This window comes from Streptomyces sp. NPDC048182, from assembly GCF_043202555.1.
Lineage (GTDB): Bacteria > Actinomycetota > Actinomycetes > Streptomycetales > Streptomycetaceae > Streptomyces.
In genome coordinates this window covers 97,182-113,577 of record NZ_JBIDAQ010000019.1, presented here as the reverse complement: position 1 = coordinate 113,577, position 16,396 = coordinate 97,182, and the positions used below count along the sequence as shown (strand labels likewise).

The following is a 16,396-nucleotide window of genomic DNA, read 5'->3' as shown; positions in this document are numbered from 1 at the left end:
GCCTCCTCTGCCGTACCGGGAGGTGATCGCACTTCAGCGTGGCGCGCCGCCGCCCTGGACGCCTCGCGGCGCTGGGCCGAACGGGTGACACGGCAGACGCGCCCAGGGCCCGCACCCGAGGTCGGATGCGGGCCCTGGGACGTCGGTTCAGGCGCCGATGGCGTGCAGTCCGCCGTCCACGTGGACGATCTCGCCGGTGGTCTTCGGGAACCAGTCGCTCAGCAGCGCGACGACACCGCGGCCGGCCGGCTCCGGGTCCTTCAGGTCCCACTCCAGCGGGGAGCGGCTGTCCCACACCGCGGCCAGGTCGCTGAAGCCCGGGATGGACTTGGCGGCCATGGAGCCGAGCGGGCCCGCCGAGACCAGGTTGCAGCGGATGTTCTGCTTGCCCAGGTCACGCGCCATGTAGCGGCTGGTGGCCTCCAGGGCGGCCTTGGCCGGGCCCATCCAGTCGTACTGCGGCCAGGCGAACTGGGCGTCGAAGGTGAGGCCGACGACCGAGCCGCCGTTCTGCATCAGCGGCAGGCAGGCCATGGTCAGCGACTTCAGGGAGTACGCCGAGACGTGCATCGCGGTGGCGACGGACTCGAAGGGCGTGTTGAGGAAGTTGCCGCCGAGGGCGTCCTGCGGCGCGAAGCCGATGGAGTGCACGACGCCGTCGAGGCCGCCCAGCTCCTCGCCGACGACGTCGGCCAGGCGGGCGAGGTGCTCGTCGTTGGTGACGTCCAGCTCGATGACCTTGGCGGGCTTGGGCAGCTTCTTGGCGATGCGCTCGGTCAGCGTGGGCCGCGGGAACGCGGTCAGGATGACCTCGGCGCCCTGCTCCTGGGCCAGCTTGGCGGTGTGGAAGGCGATGGACGCCTCCGTCAGCACACCGGTGATCAGGACGCGCTTGCCGTCGAGGATTCCGCTCATGGTGATCAGTGACCCATTCCCAGTCCGCCGTCAACCGGGATGACGGCTCCAGTGATGTACGAGGCGTCGTCCGAGGCGAGGAACCGCACCGTCGCGGCGACCTCCTCCGGGCGCGCGTACCGGCCCAGCGGCACCTGCGAGACGATGCCGGCGCGCTGCTCGTCGGTGAGCACCTTGGTCATGTCGGTGTCGACGAAGCCGGGCGCGACGACGTTGAAGGTGATGTTGCGCGAGCCCAGCTCGCGGGCGAGGGAGCGCGCGAAGCCGACCAGCCCCGCCTTGGAGGCGGCATAGTTCGCCTGCCCCGCGGAGCCGAGCAGCCCGACGACCGAGGAGATGAGCACCACGCGGCCCTTCTTGGCGCGCAGCATGCCGCGGTTGGCGCGCTTGACGACCCGGAAGGTGCCGGTGAGGTTGGTGTCCAGGACGGAGGTGAAGTCGTCCTCGGACATGCGCATCAGCAGCTGGTCCTTGGTGACGCCGGCGTTGGCGACCAGGACCTCGACGGGACCGTGCGCTTCCTCGATCTCCTTGTAGGCCTGCTCCACCTGCTCGGCGTCGGTGATGTCGCACTTGACGGCGAGGCAGCCCGCCTCGGTCAGGGCGGCCGGCGGCTCACCCGAGCGGTACGTGAACGCGACCTTGTCGCCGGCGTCGGCGAAAGCGCGGGCGATGGCGAGGCCGATGCCCCGGTTGCCTCCGGTGACGAGAACCGAGCGGCTCAACGGATCACCCTTTCGATAGCGGTCAGCACCCGCCCGTCCACCCGGACGACGGGCGGTGACGACAGGCGGCTTGCTCGAAAACCTATCGGTACCGGCCCGCGCCCGGGGAATCGGGCACCCACCAAGGCTCTCCCGGCTCGCTGTCGGATCCCTACAGAAACGCCCGGCCCCCTGGCGCGGGACGCGGCGCCGAAAGGTGTGGTCCCGGCCCGGCGGGCACGACATGATGCGCCCAGCCCCGGCGATCGCCGCGGACGACCGCCGCACGCCCACCTCGACCCCGGCAGAAAGAAGTGACGCAGGTGCCCCACAGCATCGACGAAGCCTTCACGGCACTCCCGCTCCGCGCCCTGGCCGACGCCGCCCTCGCCCGCGCGCGGGCGCTCGGTGCCGAGCACGCCGACTTCCGGCTCGAGCGGGTGCGCAGCGCCTCGTGGCGGCTGCGGGACGCGCGGCCGGCCGGGTCCTCGGACACCACCGACCTCGGATACGCGGTGCGGGTGGTGCACGGGGGGACCTGGGGCTTCGCCTCCGGCGTCGACCTGACCATGGACGGCGCGGCCAAGGTCGCCTCGCAGGCGGTGGCGATGGCCAAGCTGTCCGCCCAGGTGATCAAGGCGGCGGGGTCGGCCGAGCACGTGGAGCTGGCGGCCGAGCCGGTGCACGCGGACCGGACCTGGGTCTCGTCGTACGAGGTCGATCCCTTCGCCGTGCCCGGCGCGGACAAGGCCGGGCTGCTGGCCGAGTGGAGCGGGCGGCTGCTGGGCGCGCACGGCGTCGACCACGTGGACGCCTCGCTGCTCACCGTGCACGAGAACAAGTTCTACGCGGACACCGCGGGCACGGTGACCACGCAGCAGCGGGTGCGGCTGCACCCCGTGCTCACCGCGGTGTCCGTGGACGACTCCAGCGGCGAGTTCGACTCGATGCGCACGCTCGCCCCGCCCGCCGGGCGCGGCTGGGAGTACCTGACCGGCACCGGCTGGGACTGGGACGCCGAGCTGGCCGGCATCCCGGAACTGCTGGCCGAGAAGATGCGCGCCCCGAGCGTGCAGGCGGGCCTGTACGACCTGGTCGTCGACCCCTCCAACCTCTGGCTGACCATCCACGAGTCCATCGGGCACGCCACCGAGCTGGACCGCGCCCTGGGCTACGAGGCGGCCTACGCCGGCACCTCCTTCGCCACCTTCGACCAGCTGGGCAGGCTCAGGTACGGCTCGGAGCTGATGAACGTCACCGGCGACCGCACCGCCGAGCACGGCCTCGCGACCGTCGGCTACGACGACGAGGGCGTCGAGGCGCAGTCCTGGGACCTGGTGAAGGGCGGCACGCTGGTCGGCTACCAGCTGGACCGGCGGATCGCGAAGCTCACCGGCTTCGAGCGGTCCAACGGTTGCGCCTACGCCGACTCCCCCGCCCACGTGCCGGTGCAGCGGATGGCCAACGTGTCGCTGCGCCCCGATCCGGGCGGGCTGTCCACCGAGGATCTGATCGGGGGCGTGGACCGGGGCATCTACGTGGTCGGGGACCGGTCGTGGTCGATCGACATGCAGCGGTACAACTTCCAGTTCACCGGGCAGCGCTTCTTCCGGATCGAGAACGGCCGGCTCGCCGGGCAGCTGCGGGACGTGGCCTACCAGGCGACCACGACCGACTTCTGGGGCTCCATGGCGGCCGTCGGCGGCCCGCAGACCTATGTGCTGGGCGGCGCCTTCAACTGCGGCAAGGCCCAGCCGGGCCAGGTGGCGGCGGTCTCGCACGGCTGCCCGTCGGCCCTCTTCAAGGGCGTCAACATCCTCAACACCACCCAGGAGGCCGGGCGATGAGCGCGCGTACGACCAAGCCGCACGAGATCGTCGAGCGGGTCCTCGAGCTGTCGCGGGCGGACGGGTGCGTCGTCATCGCCGACGAGCAGTCCACCGCCAACCTGCGCTGGGCGGGCAACGCGCTGACCACCAACGGCGTCACGCGCGGGCGCACGCTCACGGTGGTAGCGACCGTGGACGGACGCGAGGGCACCGCGTCCGGTGTGGTGTCGCGTTCGGCGGTGACCGCGGACGAGCTGGAGCCGCTGGTGCGGGCCGCCGAGGCCGCCGCGCGCGGCGCCGGCCCGGCCGAGGACGCGCAGCCGCTGGTGACGGGCGTGTCCGCGTCGCCGGACTTCACCGACGCGCCCGCCGAGACCTCCTCGGCGGTGTTCGCGGAGTTCGCGCCGGCCCTCGGGGAGGCGTTCGCCCGCGCGCGGGCGGGTGGCCGGGAGCTGTACGGCTTCGCCAACCACGAGCTGACCTCCACCTACCTGGGCACCTCCACCGGGCTGCGGCTCCGGCACGACCAGCCCACCGGCACGCTCGAGCTGAACGCCAAGTCGCCGGACCGCACCCGCTCGGCCTGGGCGGGCCGCTCGACCCGGGACTTCAAGGACGTCGACCCGGCGGCCCTGGACGCCGAGCTGGCGGTGCGGCTCGGCTGGGCGGAGCGCCGGGTGGAGCTGCCCGCCGGGCGCTACGAGACGCTGCTGCCGCCGACCGCGGTCGCCGACCTGCTGATCTACCAGCTCTGGTCGGCCTCCGGGCGGGACGCGGCGGAGGGCCGCACGGTGTTCTCCCAGCCGGGCGGCGGCACCCGCCTGGGCGACCGGCTCGGCGAGCTGCCGCTGACGCTGCGCAGCGACCCGCACGAGCCGGGTCTGGAGTCGGCGCCCTTCGTGATCGCGCACTCCTCCGGCGGCGACCAGTCGGTGTTCGACAACGGGCTGCCGGTCGCGGCCACCGACTGGGTGCGCGCGGGCGAGCTGCACCGGCTGACCACCACCCGGCACAGCGCAGGGCTGACCGGCCTCCCGGTGGCCCCGGCGATCGACAACCTGGTCCTGGACGGTGGCGGCGAGCGCTCCCTGACGGAGATGGTCGCCGGCACCCGGCGCGGGCTGCTGCTGACCTGCCTGTGGTACATCCGCGAGGTCGACCCGGCGACGCTGCTGCTGACCGGGCTGACCCGGGACGGGGTCTACCTGGTGGAGGACGGCGAGGTGGTCGGGGAGGTGAACAACTTCCGGTTCAACGAGTCGCCGGTGGACCTGCTCGGCCGGGCGGCGGAGGCGGGGCGGACGGAGAAGACGCTGCCCAGGGAGTGGAGCGACTGGTTCACCAGGGCCGCGATGCCCGCGCTGCGGGTGCCCGACTTCAATATGAGCTCGGTCAGCCAGGGCGTATAACCTCGTAGCCGACCCCTGGGCGCACCAGACACCTTCCGAGGAGACACGAGAGACGTGACGGACATCGTCGACGAGCTGAAGTGGCGCGGGCTGTTCGCCCAGTCCACCGACGAGGACGCCTTGCGCAAGGCGCTCGCGGACGGTCCCGTGACGTTCTATTGCGGCTTCGACCCGACCGCCCCCTCGCTGCACGTGGGGCACCTGGTGCAGGTGCTCACCGTGCGCCGGCTCCAGCAGGCCGGGCACCGGCCGCTGGCGCTGGTCGGCGGGGCGACGGGCCAGATCGGCGACCCGCGCCCGACGGCGGAGCGCACCCTGAACTCGCCGGAGACGGTCGCGGGCTGGGTGGAGCGGCTGCGCGGCCAGATCGAGCCGTTCCTGACCTTCGAGGGCGAGAACGCGGCCGTGATGGTCAACAACCTCGACTGGACGGCGAACCTCTCCGCCATCGAGTTCCTGCGGGACATCGGCAAGCACTTCCGCGTCAACAAGATGCTGACGAAGGACTCCGTCGCCCGGCGCCTGGAGTCCTCGGAGGGCATCAGCTACACCGAGTTCAGCTACCAGCTGCTCCAGGCGATGGACTTCCTCCAGCTCTACCGCCGCTACGGCTGCACCATGCAGCAGGGCGGCAGCGACCAGTGGGGGAACCTGACGGCGGGCCTCGACCTGCTGCACCGACTGGAGCCGGCGGCGGACGTGCACGCGTACGCGACGCCGCTGATGACGAAGGCGGACGGCACCAAGTTCGGCAAGACCGAGGGCGGGGCCGTCTGGCTGGACCCGGAGATGACCACGCCGTACGCGTTCTACCAGTTCTGGCTGAACGTGGACGACCGGGACGTCTCCGCCTACTCCCGCATCCTGTCCTTCCGCTCCCGCGCGGAGTTGGAGGAGCTGGAGGAGCAGACCCGCGAGCGGCCCCAGGCCCGGGCGGCGCAGCGCGCGCTCGCCGAGGAGCTGACGACGCTGGTGCACGGCGCCGAGCAGACGGCCGCGGTGATCGCCGCCTCGAAGGCCCTCTTCGGCCAGGGCGACCTGGCGGGACTGGACGAGCGGACGCTGGCCGCGGCCCTGTCCGAGGTGCCGCACGTGCAGGTGGCCGAGCCCGCCGCGGTGGTCGACCTGTTCGCCGAGGTCGGCCTGGTGGCCAGCAAGTCCGCGGCGCGCCGCACGGTGAAGGAGGGCGGCGCCTACGTGAACAACGTCAAGGTCACCGCCGAGGACGCCGTGCCCGCGGCCGAGGACCTGCTGCACGGCCGCTGGCTGGTGCTGCGGCGCGGCAAGAAGAACCTGGCCGCGGTCGAGGTCACCGGCGCCTGAGCGCACACGTGAGGGGCGGCTCCCGTCGACGGGGACCGCCCCTCACTCCGTGCACGGCCGTCAGGCGCGTTCGCGGCGGCGGTTGCCGCGTACCGCCATGTACAGCGCGTCGCCCACGGCCACGATGATGATCGCCGCGACCAGCTGGAAGATGTGCCGCCACCAGTCGATGCCGGAGGTGGCGTCCACGCCGGCCGCCCGGGCGATCGCGTTGCCGGCGATGGCGCCGAGCATGCCGAAGATGGTGGTCAGCCACAGGGGGCTGTGCTGCTTCCCGGGAATGATCGCCTTGGCGATCAGACCGAGCACGAATCCGACGATGATCGCCCACAACCAGCCCATGACTGCCTCCTCATCCATCCTCATCCGGCGCTGCCGCCGCTGTGCGAGCACTCCGGCCAGTCTTGGGCGGCACCGCGCCCGCCGCACGGCGGATTCGCCCGTTCGGGGGACACCGCAGGACGGCCCCGGTCTCGTGACCGGCGGGCTCGCGGCGTACCGTGAAGGTGGGCCCGGCCGGTGTGGCCGGTCCGATGCGGGCGGGTGGTGGAGACGTGACGCGGAAGCAGAGTGGCGGCGGCGACGTCCAGGTGTTCCGGATCACCGGGGCCCGGACGGGCCTCCAGGAGGACGTGCGCGCCCGGCAGCGGCGGTACGTCATCTCCATGTCGATCCGCACGCTGGCGGTGATCCTCGCGGCCTGCATGTGGAACGTGGAGAAGCACGTCGCGATCGTGGCCCTGGTGCTCGGCGCCGTACTGCCGTACATCGCGGTGGTGGTCGCCAACGCCGGGCGGGAGAACGCGCCGTCGCTGCCGTCGACGTTCGTTACGGTACCGAGCAGGCCGATGATCACGGCGCCGCGGAGCGACGAGGACTCCGGCGGGCACGACCGTTCGTGAGGCGGGGAGACCGGTCGGAACGGAACGGCTGCTTCGCGCCAAGCTCAAGAAAACCTCAGATCAATCATGTGGTTCCGGTGCCGGGCGGCGGGTGACGCGTGACATACTTCGTACGCGCTCCGCATCCCCCGTCGGAGCGACGGACCGACGCCGGGCAGCTCCCCCCGTGGCTGCTCGGCGTCGCCATGTTCGCCCCCGTGAATGCCGCCTGTGAGTCCTGCCTGTGAGTGACGAGACGACCCCCATCTGCTCCGCCAAGGGCTGCCGCACGGCCGCCGTGTGGGTGCTGGCGTGGAACAACCCCAAGCTGCACACCCCGGAGCGCCGCAAGACGTGGCTGGCTTGCGAGGAGCACCGGGAGCACCTGTCCCAGTTCCTGGGCGTACGGGGCTTCCTGAAGGACGTCGTGGCGCTGAAGGAGTGGCAGGCGGCCGAGCGGGACGCCGGCACCTGAGAGAGGTCCTAGCCGCCGATCGCCGACATCGGGCGCTCCGGCTGCACGAAGGTCGGGTCGTCGAGGCCCGCGCCGGCCTTCTTGCCCCACATGGCCTGCCGCCACAGCGTGGCGACCTCCTCGTCGGGGGCGCCGGAGCGCAGGGCGGCGCGCAGGTCGGTCTCCTCGCGGGCGAAGAGGCAGGTGCGCACCTGGCCGTCGGCGGTGAGCCGGGTGCGGTCGCAGGCGCCGCAGAACGGGCGGGTGACCGAGCCGATCACGCCGACGCGGTACGGGCCGCCGTCCACCAGCCAGCGCTCGGCGGGCGCCGAGCCGCGCGCGTCGGCGTCCTCGGGGGTCAGCTCGAAGCGGGTGCGCAGCGAGGCGAGGATGTCGCCGGCGGTGACCATGCCCTCGCGGGACCAGCCGTGCTGGGCGTCCAGCGGCATCTGCTCGATGAAGCGCAGCTCGTAGCCGCGGTCGACGGCCCAGGCGAGCAGGTCGGGGGCCTCGTCGTCGTTGAGCCCGGGCATGAGGACGGTGTTGACCTTGACCGGGGTCAGGCCGGCCTCATGGGCGGCGGCCAGGCCGTCCAGGACGTCCCGGTGGCGGTCGCGGCGGGTGAGCGTCTTGAAGACGTCGGGGCGCAGGGTGTCCAGGGAGACGTTGACCCGGTCCAGGCCGGCCGCCTTCAGGGCCGCCGCGGTGCGGCGCAGGCCGATGCCGTTGGTGGTGAGGGACGTCTGCGGGCGCGGCTCCAGGGCGGCGACGCGCTCGACGATGCCGACCAGGCCGGGTCGCAGCAGGGGCTCGCCGCCGGTGAAGCGGACCTCCTCGATGCCGAGGGAGGTGACGGCGATGTCGATGAGCCGGACGATCTCGTCGTCGGTGAGCAGGTCGGGCTTGGCCAGCCACTGCAGGCCCTCTTCGGGCATGCAGTAGGTGCAGCGCAGGTTGCACCGGTCGGTCAGCGAGACCCGCAGGTCGGTGGCGACTCGACCGAAGGTGTCGATGAGCACGTGGGCCCCCTCTCCCTCGACGCGGTCCGGTGGAGCGGGTGGCTCCGCCGGTACTTGCGAGCCTACGTGACGACGGGGAGATCGACAGCGGCCCGATCCCACGAGGTGGGCGGCGGCCGCGTCGTAGGACCGCACAGTCCCGTCCGACGCGGCCGCCCGTAGGAAGCACCGTGGAGATCGTCAGTGTGCTCCGGTGCCGGTCAGGGACCTGACCTCCAGCTCCGCGTACTTGCCGGCGTCCGGCTTCTCCTTGGAGAGCAGGGTGCCGACGACGCCCAGCAGGAAGCCGACCGGGATGGAGATGAGGCCGGGGTTCTCCAGCGGGAACCACTGGAAGTCGACGTCGGGGAACATCGAGGTCGGCTTGCCGGAGACCACCGGGGAGAACAGCACCAGGCCGACCGCGGTGACCAGGCCGCCGTAGATCGACCACAGGGCGCCGGCGGTGGTGAACCGCTTCCAGAACAGGCTGTAGAGGATGGTGGGCAGGTTGGCGGAGGCGGCGACCGCGAAGGCGAGGGCGACCAGACCGGCCACGTTGAGGTCGCGGGCCAGCGCGCCGAGCAGGATGGAGACGGCGCCGATGCCGACGGTGGCCCAGCGGGCCGCGCCGATCTCCTGCTTCTCGGTGGCCTGACCCCGCTTGATGACGTTCGCGTAGATGTCGTGCGCGAAGGACGACGAAGAGGCGAGGGTGAGGCCGGCGACGACGGCGAGGATGGTGGCGAAGGCGACCGCCGAGATGGTGGCGAGCAGGACCGCGCCCCAGTTGGAGTCGACGCCGCCCAGATGGAGGGCGAGGAGCGGCGCGGCGGTGTTGCCGGCCTTGTTGGAGGCGATGATCTCGTCCGGTTTGATCAGCGCGGCGGCGCCGAAGCCGAGGGCGAGGGTCATCAGGTAGAAGGCGCCGATCAGGCCGATGGCCCAGATGACCGACTTCCGGGCCGCCTTCGCGGTGGGCACCGTGTAGAAGCGGATGAGGATGTGCGGCAGGCCGGCGGTGCCGAGGACCAGGGCGATGCCGAGGGAGAGGAAGTCCAGCTTGGTGGTGCCAGTGGCGCCGTACTTCAGGCCGGGCTCCAGGAAGGCGCTGCCCTTGCCGCTGTTGCCGGCGGCCGAGCCGAGCAGGTCGGAGACGTTGAAGTCGAACTTCAGCAGCACCAGGAAGGTCAGCAGCAGGGCGCCGAGGATCAGCAGGACCGCCTTGACCATCTGGACCCAGGTGGTGCCCTTCATGCCGCCGATGGTGACGTACACGATCATGAGCACGCCGACCAGGGCGACGATGCCGATCTTGCCGCCGTCGCTGGTGATGCCGAGCAGCAGCGAGACGAGGACGCCGGCGCCGGCCATCTGCGCGAGCAGGTAGAAGATCGAGACGACGATGGTGGAGACGCCGGCGGCGGTGCGCACGGGGCGCTGGCGCATCCGGTAGGCCAGCACGTCGCCCATGGTGTAGCGGCCGGAGTTGCGCAGCGGCTCGGCGACCAGGAGCAGGGCGACCAGCCAGGCGACGAGGAAGCCGATGGAGTACAGGAAGCCGTCGTAGCCGAAGAGGGCGATGGCGCCCGCGATGCCGAGGAAGGACGCGGCGGACATGTAGTCGCCGGAGACGGCGAGGCCGTTCTGGAAGCCGGTGAACTGCCGTCCGCCGGCGTAGAAGTCGGCGGCGTCCTTGGTCTGCCGGCCCGCCCAGACGGTGATGACGAGGGTCGCGAGGACGAACACCGCGAACAGGGTGATGATCAGCGTCCGGTGCTCGCTCGCCTCGCCGGCGGCCAGCAGGGTGTGCGGTGCGGGGCTCATGCGCCGCCCTCCATCCGGGACTTGATGGCCTCGGCCCGGGGGTCGAGCTTGCTCGCGGCGTGGTGCGCGTACCACCAGGCGATGAGGAACGTGGTGAGGAACTGGGCGAGGCCGAGCACGAGGGCGACGTTGACGTTGCCGGCCACCTTGGTGCCCATGAAGTCGCCCGCGTAGTTGGACAGCAGGACGTACAGCAGGTACCAGGCGATGAAGGCGATGGTCAGCGGGAAGGCGAAGGAGCGCGAGGCGCGGCGCAGTTCGCCGAACTCCGCGCTCTGCTGCACCTCGGTGAACTCCTCGGTGGAGGGCAGGCGGGCTGGGGGCCGGGCGGGCGGCGGTGAGTCGGTGGCCACGGGTTCTCCTCGTACGGCGGACAGGGGCGGGTGTGCGTTCCTCGGCTGAGGGGCTGGTCCGGGCGGGTGCCGGGGCTCCCTGCCCAACGACACGGGCGCCCGCGGGGACCGGTTCAACTCCCTTGCCCCTTCGCGAAGTCACGGCCGGAAGGTCATTGCTGGCCGCGGACCGCGCGGGATAGCTTCGCTCTGCACCACCCGTCATGTACCTGCCCGAGCACCACCAGCGTCTCGGGCCGGTTGCTGTTTTCGGATGATGTTCTCGGATGATGTGGAGACCCCATGGCTCATCTGCCCGCCGGACGCCGGCTCGCCCTCGCCGTCCCCGTCGCCCTGTCGCTGACCGCGTCGATCGGCTTCCTCCCCGCCACCGCCTCGGCCGCCCCGCACCCGGTGACGGCCGCGCAGGCGGCGGACGCGCCCGAGCTGGCCTATGTCGTCAACACGCGGACGGACCACCGCACGATCGCGTCGGTGAAGCGGGCCATAGCCAGGGCCGGCGGCACCGTGGTGGCCGGCTACGACCGGATCGGCGTGATCGTCGTGCACGCGGCGAACCCCGGCTTCGGCGAGCAGATCCGCACGGTGCGCGGCGTGCGGTCCGCCGGTGCCACCCGCACCGCGCCGCTCACCGCCGCCGGCACCACCGACGAAGGCGCCGCCGAGGTGCTCACCGCCGCGCAGGCCGCCCGCACCGCCGAGGCGTCGAAGGCGGCGGGCGCGAGCGAGCCGCTGGAAGCCGACCAGTGGGACCTGCGCGCCATCGGCGCCGACAGGGCCGCGAAGATCAACCCGGGCAGCCGCCGGGTCACCGTCGGCGTCATCGACACCGGCGTGGACGACACCCACCCCGACCTCGCCCCGAACTTCTCGGCCGGCCAGTCCGCGAACTGCGTCGGCGGCAAGGCGGACACCAGCCAGGGCGCCTGGCGGCCCTACACCGCCGACGACTACCACGGCACCCACGTGGCCGGGGAGATAGCCGCCGCCCGCAACGGCATCGGCGTCGCCGGTGTCGCGCCGGGCGTGAAGGTGGCCGGCATCAAGGTCAGCGACCCGGACAACGGCCTGTTCTACCCGGAGAGCGTGGTGTGCGCCTTCGTGTTCGCCGCCGACCACGGCGTGGAGATCACGAACAACAGCTACTACGTCGACCCCTGGCTCTACAACTGCCTGGACGACCCCGACCAGCGCGCCATCGTGGACGCGGTCAACCGGGCCCAGCTCTACGCCCAGCACAAGGGCACCCTGAACCTCGCCTCGGCCGGCAACTCCAGCGACGACCTCGACTCCGACGCGCTCGTGGACGACTCCAGCCCCGACGACTCCACCCCGGTCCCCCGCACGGTCGACCCGCACAAGTGCTTCGACGTGCCGACCCAGCTGCCGGGCGTCGTCACGGTCAGCGCGACGGGCGTGCTGAACCAGAAGTCGTACTACTCCAGTTACGGCAACGGCGTCATCGACGTCGCCGCGCCCGGCGGCGACCGGCTCTACCAGATCCCGGACACGCCCTCGAAGGACGGCCGGATCCTGTCGACGATGCCCAACGACCAGTACGCCTTCCTGCAGGGCACCTCGATGGCCTCCCCGCACGCCGCCGGCGTCGCCGCGCTGCTGAAGTCGACGCACCCCTGGGCCTCCCCGGCCCAGCTCCAGGCGCTGCTGAAGGCCGAGGCGAAGAACCCCGGCTGCCCGGACTCCTACGACCAGAACGGCGACGGCGTCCAGGACGCCACCTGCGAGGGCGGCCGGCGGGTCAACGGCTTCTACGGCGCCGGCGTCGTCGACGCGCTGCGCGCGGTGAAGTGACCGCCCCCCGACCGCACTCCGGTATCCGCATCCCCTCACGAGCACACCAGGAGACCCCACACATGACCCTGCCCCACCCGCGCCGCCGGCGCGCCCTCGCCCTGCCCGCCGGAATGGCGATGGCCACCGCGCTCGCCCTGCTGCCCGGCGTCCAGGCCGCCGCCACCGCGGCCCCGGCCGCCCCCCCGGCGGACGCGGCGGCGCTCAGCTACGTCGTCAACGTCACGCCGGGACACGCCCCTTCGGCGACGGTGAAGCGGGCGATAGCCCAGGCCGGCGGCACCATCGTGACGTCGTACGACAGGATCGGCGTCATCGTCGTCCACGCCTCCGACCCGGGCTTCGCCGCGGCCGTGCGCACGGTGCGCGGAGTGCAGTCGGCCGGCGCCACCCGCACCGCGCCGCTGCCGTCGGCGGCCACCACGGACGAGGGCGCCCCGCAGGTGCTCAGCGCCAAGGAGGTGGCCGCCGCGCAGGCCGCCGACGGCCAGGACCCGTTGGAGAAGCTCCAGTGGGACCTGCCGGCCATCAAGGCGGACAAGGCGCACGAGAAGTCGCTCGGCAGCAGCAAGGTGACCGTCGGCGTCATCGACACCGGTGTGGACGACACCCACCCGGACATCGCGCCCAACTTCGACCGGGCCGCCTCCGTCAACTGCGTCTCGGGCAAGCCCGACACGGCCGACGGCGCCTGGCGGCCGAGCGCGTCCGAGAGCCCGCACGGCACCCACGTGGCCGGCGAGATCGCCGCCGCCAAGAACGGCATCGGCATGACCGGCGTCGCGCCCGGCGTGAAGGTGTCCGGCATCAAGGTGGGCAACCCGGACGGCTTCTTCTACACCGAGGCCGTGGTGTGCGGCTTCGTGTGGGCGGCCGAGCACGGCGTCGACGTGACCAACAACAGCTACTACACCGACCCGTGGTACTTCAACTGCGCCGACGACCCCGACCAGAAGGCCCTCGTCGAGGCCGTCAAGCGGGCCTCGCAGTACGCGGAGAAGAAGGGCGCGGTCAACGTCGCCGCGGCCGGCAACGAGAACTACGACCTCGCCGCCGACGAGATCACCGACCCGTCCTCGCCGAACGACTCCACGCCGGGCGACCGGGTGGTGGACCCGTCCAAGTGCTACGACATCCCGACCCAGCTGCCGGGCGTCGTCACGGTCGCGGCGACCGGCGCGAAGGGCATCAAGTCGTCCTTCTCCAACCACGGTCTGGGCGTCATCGACATCGCCGCGCCCGGTGGCGACTCGACGGCCTACCAGAAGCCGGACGCGCCGGCCGAGAGCGGCCTGATCCTCGGCACGCTGCCGGGCGGCAAGTGGGGCTACATGGCGGGCACGTCGATGGCCTCCCCGCACGTCGCGGGCGTCGCCGCGCTCATCAAGTCGACGCACCCGTACGCCCCGCCGGCGCTGGTGAAGGCGCTGCTGTACGCGGAGGCCGACCGCACGGCGTGCACCAAGCCGTACGACATCGACGGCGACGGCAAGGTGGACGCGGTGTGCGAGGGCTCGAAGAACCGCAACGGCTTCTACGGCTGGGGCACCGCCGACGCGCTGGACGCCGTCAGCTGGTGAGCCACGCCTGACGGGCCGGGTGGGCGGCCCGCGTGTCAGTGCGGGGCCGTATCCTCATGGACCATGCTCGAAGACCGCACGGACCAAGCGCCGTCCGCCACCACATGGCCGGCCGCGTACCCGCAGGGGTACGCGGTCGTCGACGTGGAGACCACCGGCCTGGCCCGCGACGACCGCATCATCTCCGCGGCCGTCTACCGGCTGGACGCGCGCGGCGAGGTCGAGGACCACTGGTACACGCTGGTGAACCCGGAGCGGGACCCGGGCCCGGTGTGGATACACGGCCTGACGAGTGACGTGCTGCACGGCGCGCCCCTCTTCCGGGACGTGGCCGCCGAGTTCGCGGCCCGGCTCGAGGGCCGGGTGCTGGTCGCGCACAACGCGGTCTTCGACTGGCAGATGATCGCCCGGGAGTACGCGCGCGCGGAGGTCGAGGCCCCGGTGCGCCACCGGCTGTGCACCATCGCCCTGTCGAAGGCGCTGGACCTGCCGCTGCCCAACCACAAGCTGGAGTCCCTCGCCGCGCACTACGGCGTGGTGCAGCAGCGGGCGCACCACGCGCTGGACGACGCCCGGGTGCTGGCGGAGACCTTCCGGCCGAGCCTGCGCGCGGCGGCGGCCGGCGGGGTGCGGCTGCCGCTGCTGGAGTGCCGGCCGCTGACGGAGTGGGCGGACCGGCCCGCCCCGCACATCGGCCGGCAGGCGGGCCCCGGAGGTGCCGGGGGTGGTGGCGGCTACGGCGGCTATCGGGGCGGCGGTTGGCGTCCTGCCCGCAAACGCCCCGCATGCCCCTATCCCAACCCGGGCCGGTATGAACCGGGCAAAAGTCTCAAGCAGGGCATGCGGGTCGCCTTCTCGGGTGACACCTCCACCGAGCGGGACCTCCTGGAGGACCGCGCGGTGGAGGCCGGGCTGCACGTGGCCACCAGCCTGTCCCGGCTGACCAGCCTGCTCGTCACCAACGACCCGGGCTCGGGCACCTCCAAGGTGGTCAAGGCCCGGCAGTTCGGCACGCCGGTGGTGGACGAGGCGGCCTTCGGGCAGCTGCTGGGGGACGTGGAACCGGCGGACGGGTGAGCCGGGCGGACGGGTGATTGCCGGGCGACTCGCCCGGCGCGCCCTCGCCCGCGCCGGACCGACGGCTCACCCTGTGGCCCATGGCGACATGCGAAGTCTGCGGCAATGAGTACGGGATGACCTTCGAGGTCCACGCCCAGGGAGCGGTGCACGTCTTCGACTGCTTCTCCTGCGCGATCCACAAGATGGCCCCGGTGTGTGAGCACTGCCGGGTGCCGATCATCAACCAGGGCGTCGAGGCCGAGGGCCACTGGTACTGCGGCGCCCACTGCGCCCGCGCCGACGGGCGCCCCGGCGTCGTCGACCGGGTGGGTGGCCCCTCGGCGACGGCGTAGGCGGCACCCGCCGCGGTACGCCCCACGACCGAGTTGTACCGTCGTGGGGTGTACCGCTTCCTGTTGTCCCGCCAGTGGGTGATCCTCACCCTCGTGGCGCTCGCGCTCATCCCGACGATGATCGAGCTGGGCTTCTGGCAGCTGCACCGCCATGAGCACAAGGTCGCGCTGAACCAGGTGATCGCCGACTCGCTGGCGGCGAAGCCCGTGCCGGCCGAGTCCGTGACCGCGCCGGGCGCGCGGGTCGAGCGCGCCGACCTCTACCGCCGGGTGACCGCGCGGGGGCACTTCGACACGGCCCACGAGGTCGTGGTGCGCCGCCGCACCAGCGCCGACGACAAGGTCGGCTACCACGTGCTCACCCCCTTCGTCCTCACCGACGGCAAGGTCCTGATGGTCAACCGCGGCTGGATCCCGGCCGACGGCCCCAGCCAGACCGCCTTTCCGAAGGTGCCGGCCCCGCCGCGCGGTGAGACCACCGTCACCGGCCGGCTGATGCGGGACGAGACGACCGCGGACAGCGGCATCAAGAACGTCCGGGGCCTGCCGGACCGCCAGGTCATGCTGATCAACAGCGCCCAGCAGGCGGACCGGCTCGGCCGCACGGTCCTCGGCGGCTACGTCGAGCTGACCGCGCCGGAACCGGCCGGCGACCGCCCGCAGCTCATCCCGGCGCCCGACCACGGCGACATCGGCCCGCACCTGGCGTACGCCGTGCAGTGGTGGCTGTTCAGCGCGGGCGTCCCGGTCGGCTGGTTCGTGCTGGTCCGCCGCGAGGTGCGGGAGCGGGCGGAGGCCGAGGAGAAGGAGCGGACGGCCGAGGCGGAACCCGCGCCGGTGTAGGCGCCGGTGGCGGGGGCGGAGCCGATTGCTCCGCCGCAGGTCGGGAAGACGCTCGG

At 72.3% G+C, this 16,396-nt stretch carries 16 protein-coding genes; 10 read left to right on the top strand and 6 right to left on the bottom strand.

Annotated elements, in window-relative coordinates:
* Positions 1-147: 147 nt before the first annotated feature.
* A complete protein-coding gene (gene fabI, locus ACGFZL_RS29475) occupies positions 148-915 on the bottom strand; it encodes an enoyl-ACP reductase FabI (RefSeq protein WP_393696283.1) in 768 nt (255 codons plus the stop codon).
* A 5-nt stretch (positions 916-920) separates the two neighbouring features.
* On the bottom strand, positions 921-1,640 hold the full coding sequence (fabG, locus tag ACGFZL_RS29470) for a 3-oxoacyl-[acyl-carrier-protein] reductase (protein ID WP_393696281.1): 720 nt from the start codon (positions 1,638-1,640) through the stop codon (positions 921-923).
* Between the two features lie 302 nt (positions 1,641-1,942).
* Here fabG and ACGFZL_RS29465 point away from each other — a divergent pair, with 302 nt between their 5' ends.
* The 3 genes from ACGFZL_RS29465 to tyrS are packed head-to-tail and all read left to right on the top strand — an operon-like array spanning position 1,943 to position 6,180.
* Positions 1,943-3,466: a TldD/PmbA family protein gene (locus tag ACGFZL_RS29465; protein WP_355176457.1), complete on the top strand. Its 1,524-nt coding sequence runs from the start codon at positions 1,943-1,945 to the stop codon at positions 3,464-3,466.
* Complete coding sequence (locus ACGFZL_RS29460) at positions 3,463-4,857, top strand: metallopeptidase TldD-related protein (protein ID WP_393696278.1); 1,395 nt, start codon at positions 3,463-3,465, stop codon at positions 4,855-4,857. Before ACGFZL_RS29465 ends, ACGFZL_RS29460 begins: the two co-directional genes overlap by 4 nt.
* Before the next feature lie 54 nt (positions 4,858-4,911).
* Positions 4,912-6,180: a tyrosine--tRNA ligase gene (gene tyrS, locus ACGFZL_RS29455; RefSeq protein WP_393696276.1), complete on the top strand. Its 1,269-nt coding sequence runs from the start codon at positions 4,912-4,914 to the stop codon at positions 6,178-6,180.
* A 60-nt stretch (positions 6,181-6,240) separates the two neighbouring features.
* Here tyrS and ACGFZL_RS29450 read toward each other — a convergent pair whose 3' ends face one another.
* On the bottom strand, positions 6,241-6,522 hold the full coding sequence (locus tag ACGFZL_RS29450; RefSeq protein ID WP_355176463.1) for a GlsB/YeaQ/YmgE family stress response membrane protein: 282 nt from the start codon (positions 6,520-6,522) through the stop codon (positions 6,241-6,243).
* Between the two features lie 191 nt (positions 6,523-6,713).
* Here ACGFZL_RS29450 and ACGFZL_RS29445 point away from each other — a divergent pair, with 191 nt between their 5' ends.
* On the top strand, positions 6,714-7,082 hold the full coding sequence (locus tag ACGFZL_RS29445) for a DUF3099 domain-containing protein (protein ID WP_393696323.1): 369 nt from the start codon (positions 6,714-6,716) through the stop codon (positions 7,080-7,082).
* 223 nt (positions 7,083-7,305) lie between these two features.
* Positions 7,306-7,536 carry a hypothetical protein gene (locus ACGFZL_RS29440; protein ID WP_355176467.1) on the top strand — a complete coding sequence of 77 codons (231 nt, stop codon included), beginning with the start codon at positions 7,306-7,308 and terminating at the stop codon, positions 7,534-7,536.
* A gap of 8 nt (positions 7,537-7,544) precedes the next feature.
* On the opposite strand, the gene moaA is transcribed toward ACGFZL_RS29440, so the two are convergent.
* The 3 genes from moaA to ACGFZL_RS29425 form a co-directional block, all read right to left on the bottom strand.
* On the bottom strand, positions 7,545-8,534 hold the full coding sequence (gene moaA / locus ACGFZL_RS29435) for a GTP 3',8-cyclase MoaA (protein ID WP_355176469.1): 990 nt from the start codon (positions 8,532-8,534) through the stop codon (positions 7,545-7,547).
* Between the two features lie 180 nt (positions 8,535-8,714).
* Positions 8,715-10,340: a cation acetate symporter gene (locus tag ACGFZL_RS29430; protein WP_393696273.1), complete on the bottom strand. Its 1,626-nt coding sequence runs from the start codon at positions 10,338-10,340 to the stop codon at positions 8,715-8,717.
* Positions 10,337-10,693 (bottom strand): DUF485 domain-containing protein, encoded by a 357-nt coding sequence (locus ACGFZL_RS29425; RefSeq protein ID WP_355176473.1) that lies wholly within the window; start codon positions 10,691-10,693, stop codon positions 10,337-10,339. The genes ACGFZL_RS29430 and ACGFZL_RS29425 overlap by 4 nt, the downstream gene beginning before the upstream one ends.
* 282 nt (positions 10,694-10,975) lie before the next feature.
* On the opposite strand from ACGFZL_RS29425, the gene ACGFZL_RS29420 reads away from it, so the two are divergent.
* From ACGFZL_RS29420 to ACGFZL_RS29400, 5 genes are all read left to right on the top strand, one after another.
* Positions 10,976-12,505: a S8 family serine peptidase gene (locus ACGFZL_RS29420; RefSeq protein ID WP_393696271.1), complete on the top strand. Its 1,530-nt coding sequence runs from the start codon at positions 10,976-10,978 to the stop codon at positions 12,503-12,505.
* A gap of 62 nt (positions 12,506-12,567) precedes the next feature.
* Positions 12,568-14,085: a S8 family serine peptidase gene (locus ACGFZL_RS29415; RefSeq protein ID WP_393696269.1), complete on the top strand. Its 1,518-nt coding sequence runs from the start codon at positions 12,568-12,570 to the stop codon at positions 14,083-14,085.
* 63 nt (positions 14,086-14,148) lie between these two features.
* Positions 14,149-15,162, top strand: coding sequence for a DEDDh family exonuclease (locus ACGFZL_RS29410; RefSeq protein ID WP_393696267.1), 1,014 nt, complete (start codon positions 14,149-14,151; stop codon positions 15,160-15,162).
* 80 nt (positions 15,163-15,242) lie between these two features.
* Positions 15,243-15,497, top strand: a complete 255-nt coding sequence (locus ACGFZL_RS29405) for a hypothetical protein (protein ID WP_355176481.1) — start codon at positions 15,243-15,245, stop codon at positions 15,495-15,497.
* A 48-nt stretch (positions 15,498-15,545) separates the two neighbouring features.
* The gene (locus ACGFZL_RS29400; RefSeq protein ID WP_393696265.1) at positions 15,546-16,340 is read left to right on the top strand and encodes an SURF1 family protein; all 795 of its coding nucleotides are present in this window, start codon (positions 15,546-15,548) and stop codon (positions 16,338-16,340) included.
* Positions 16,341-16,396: the final 56 nt, after the last annotated feature.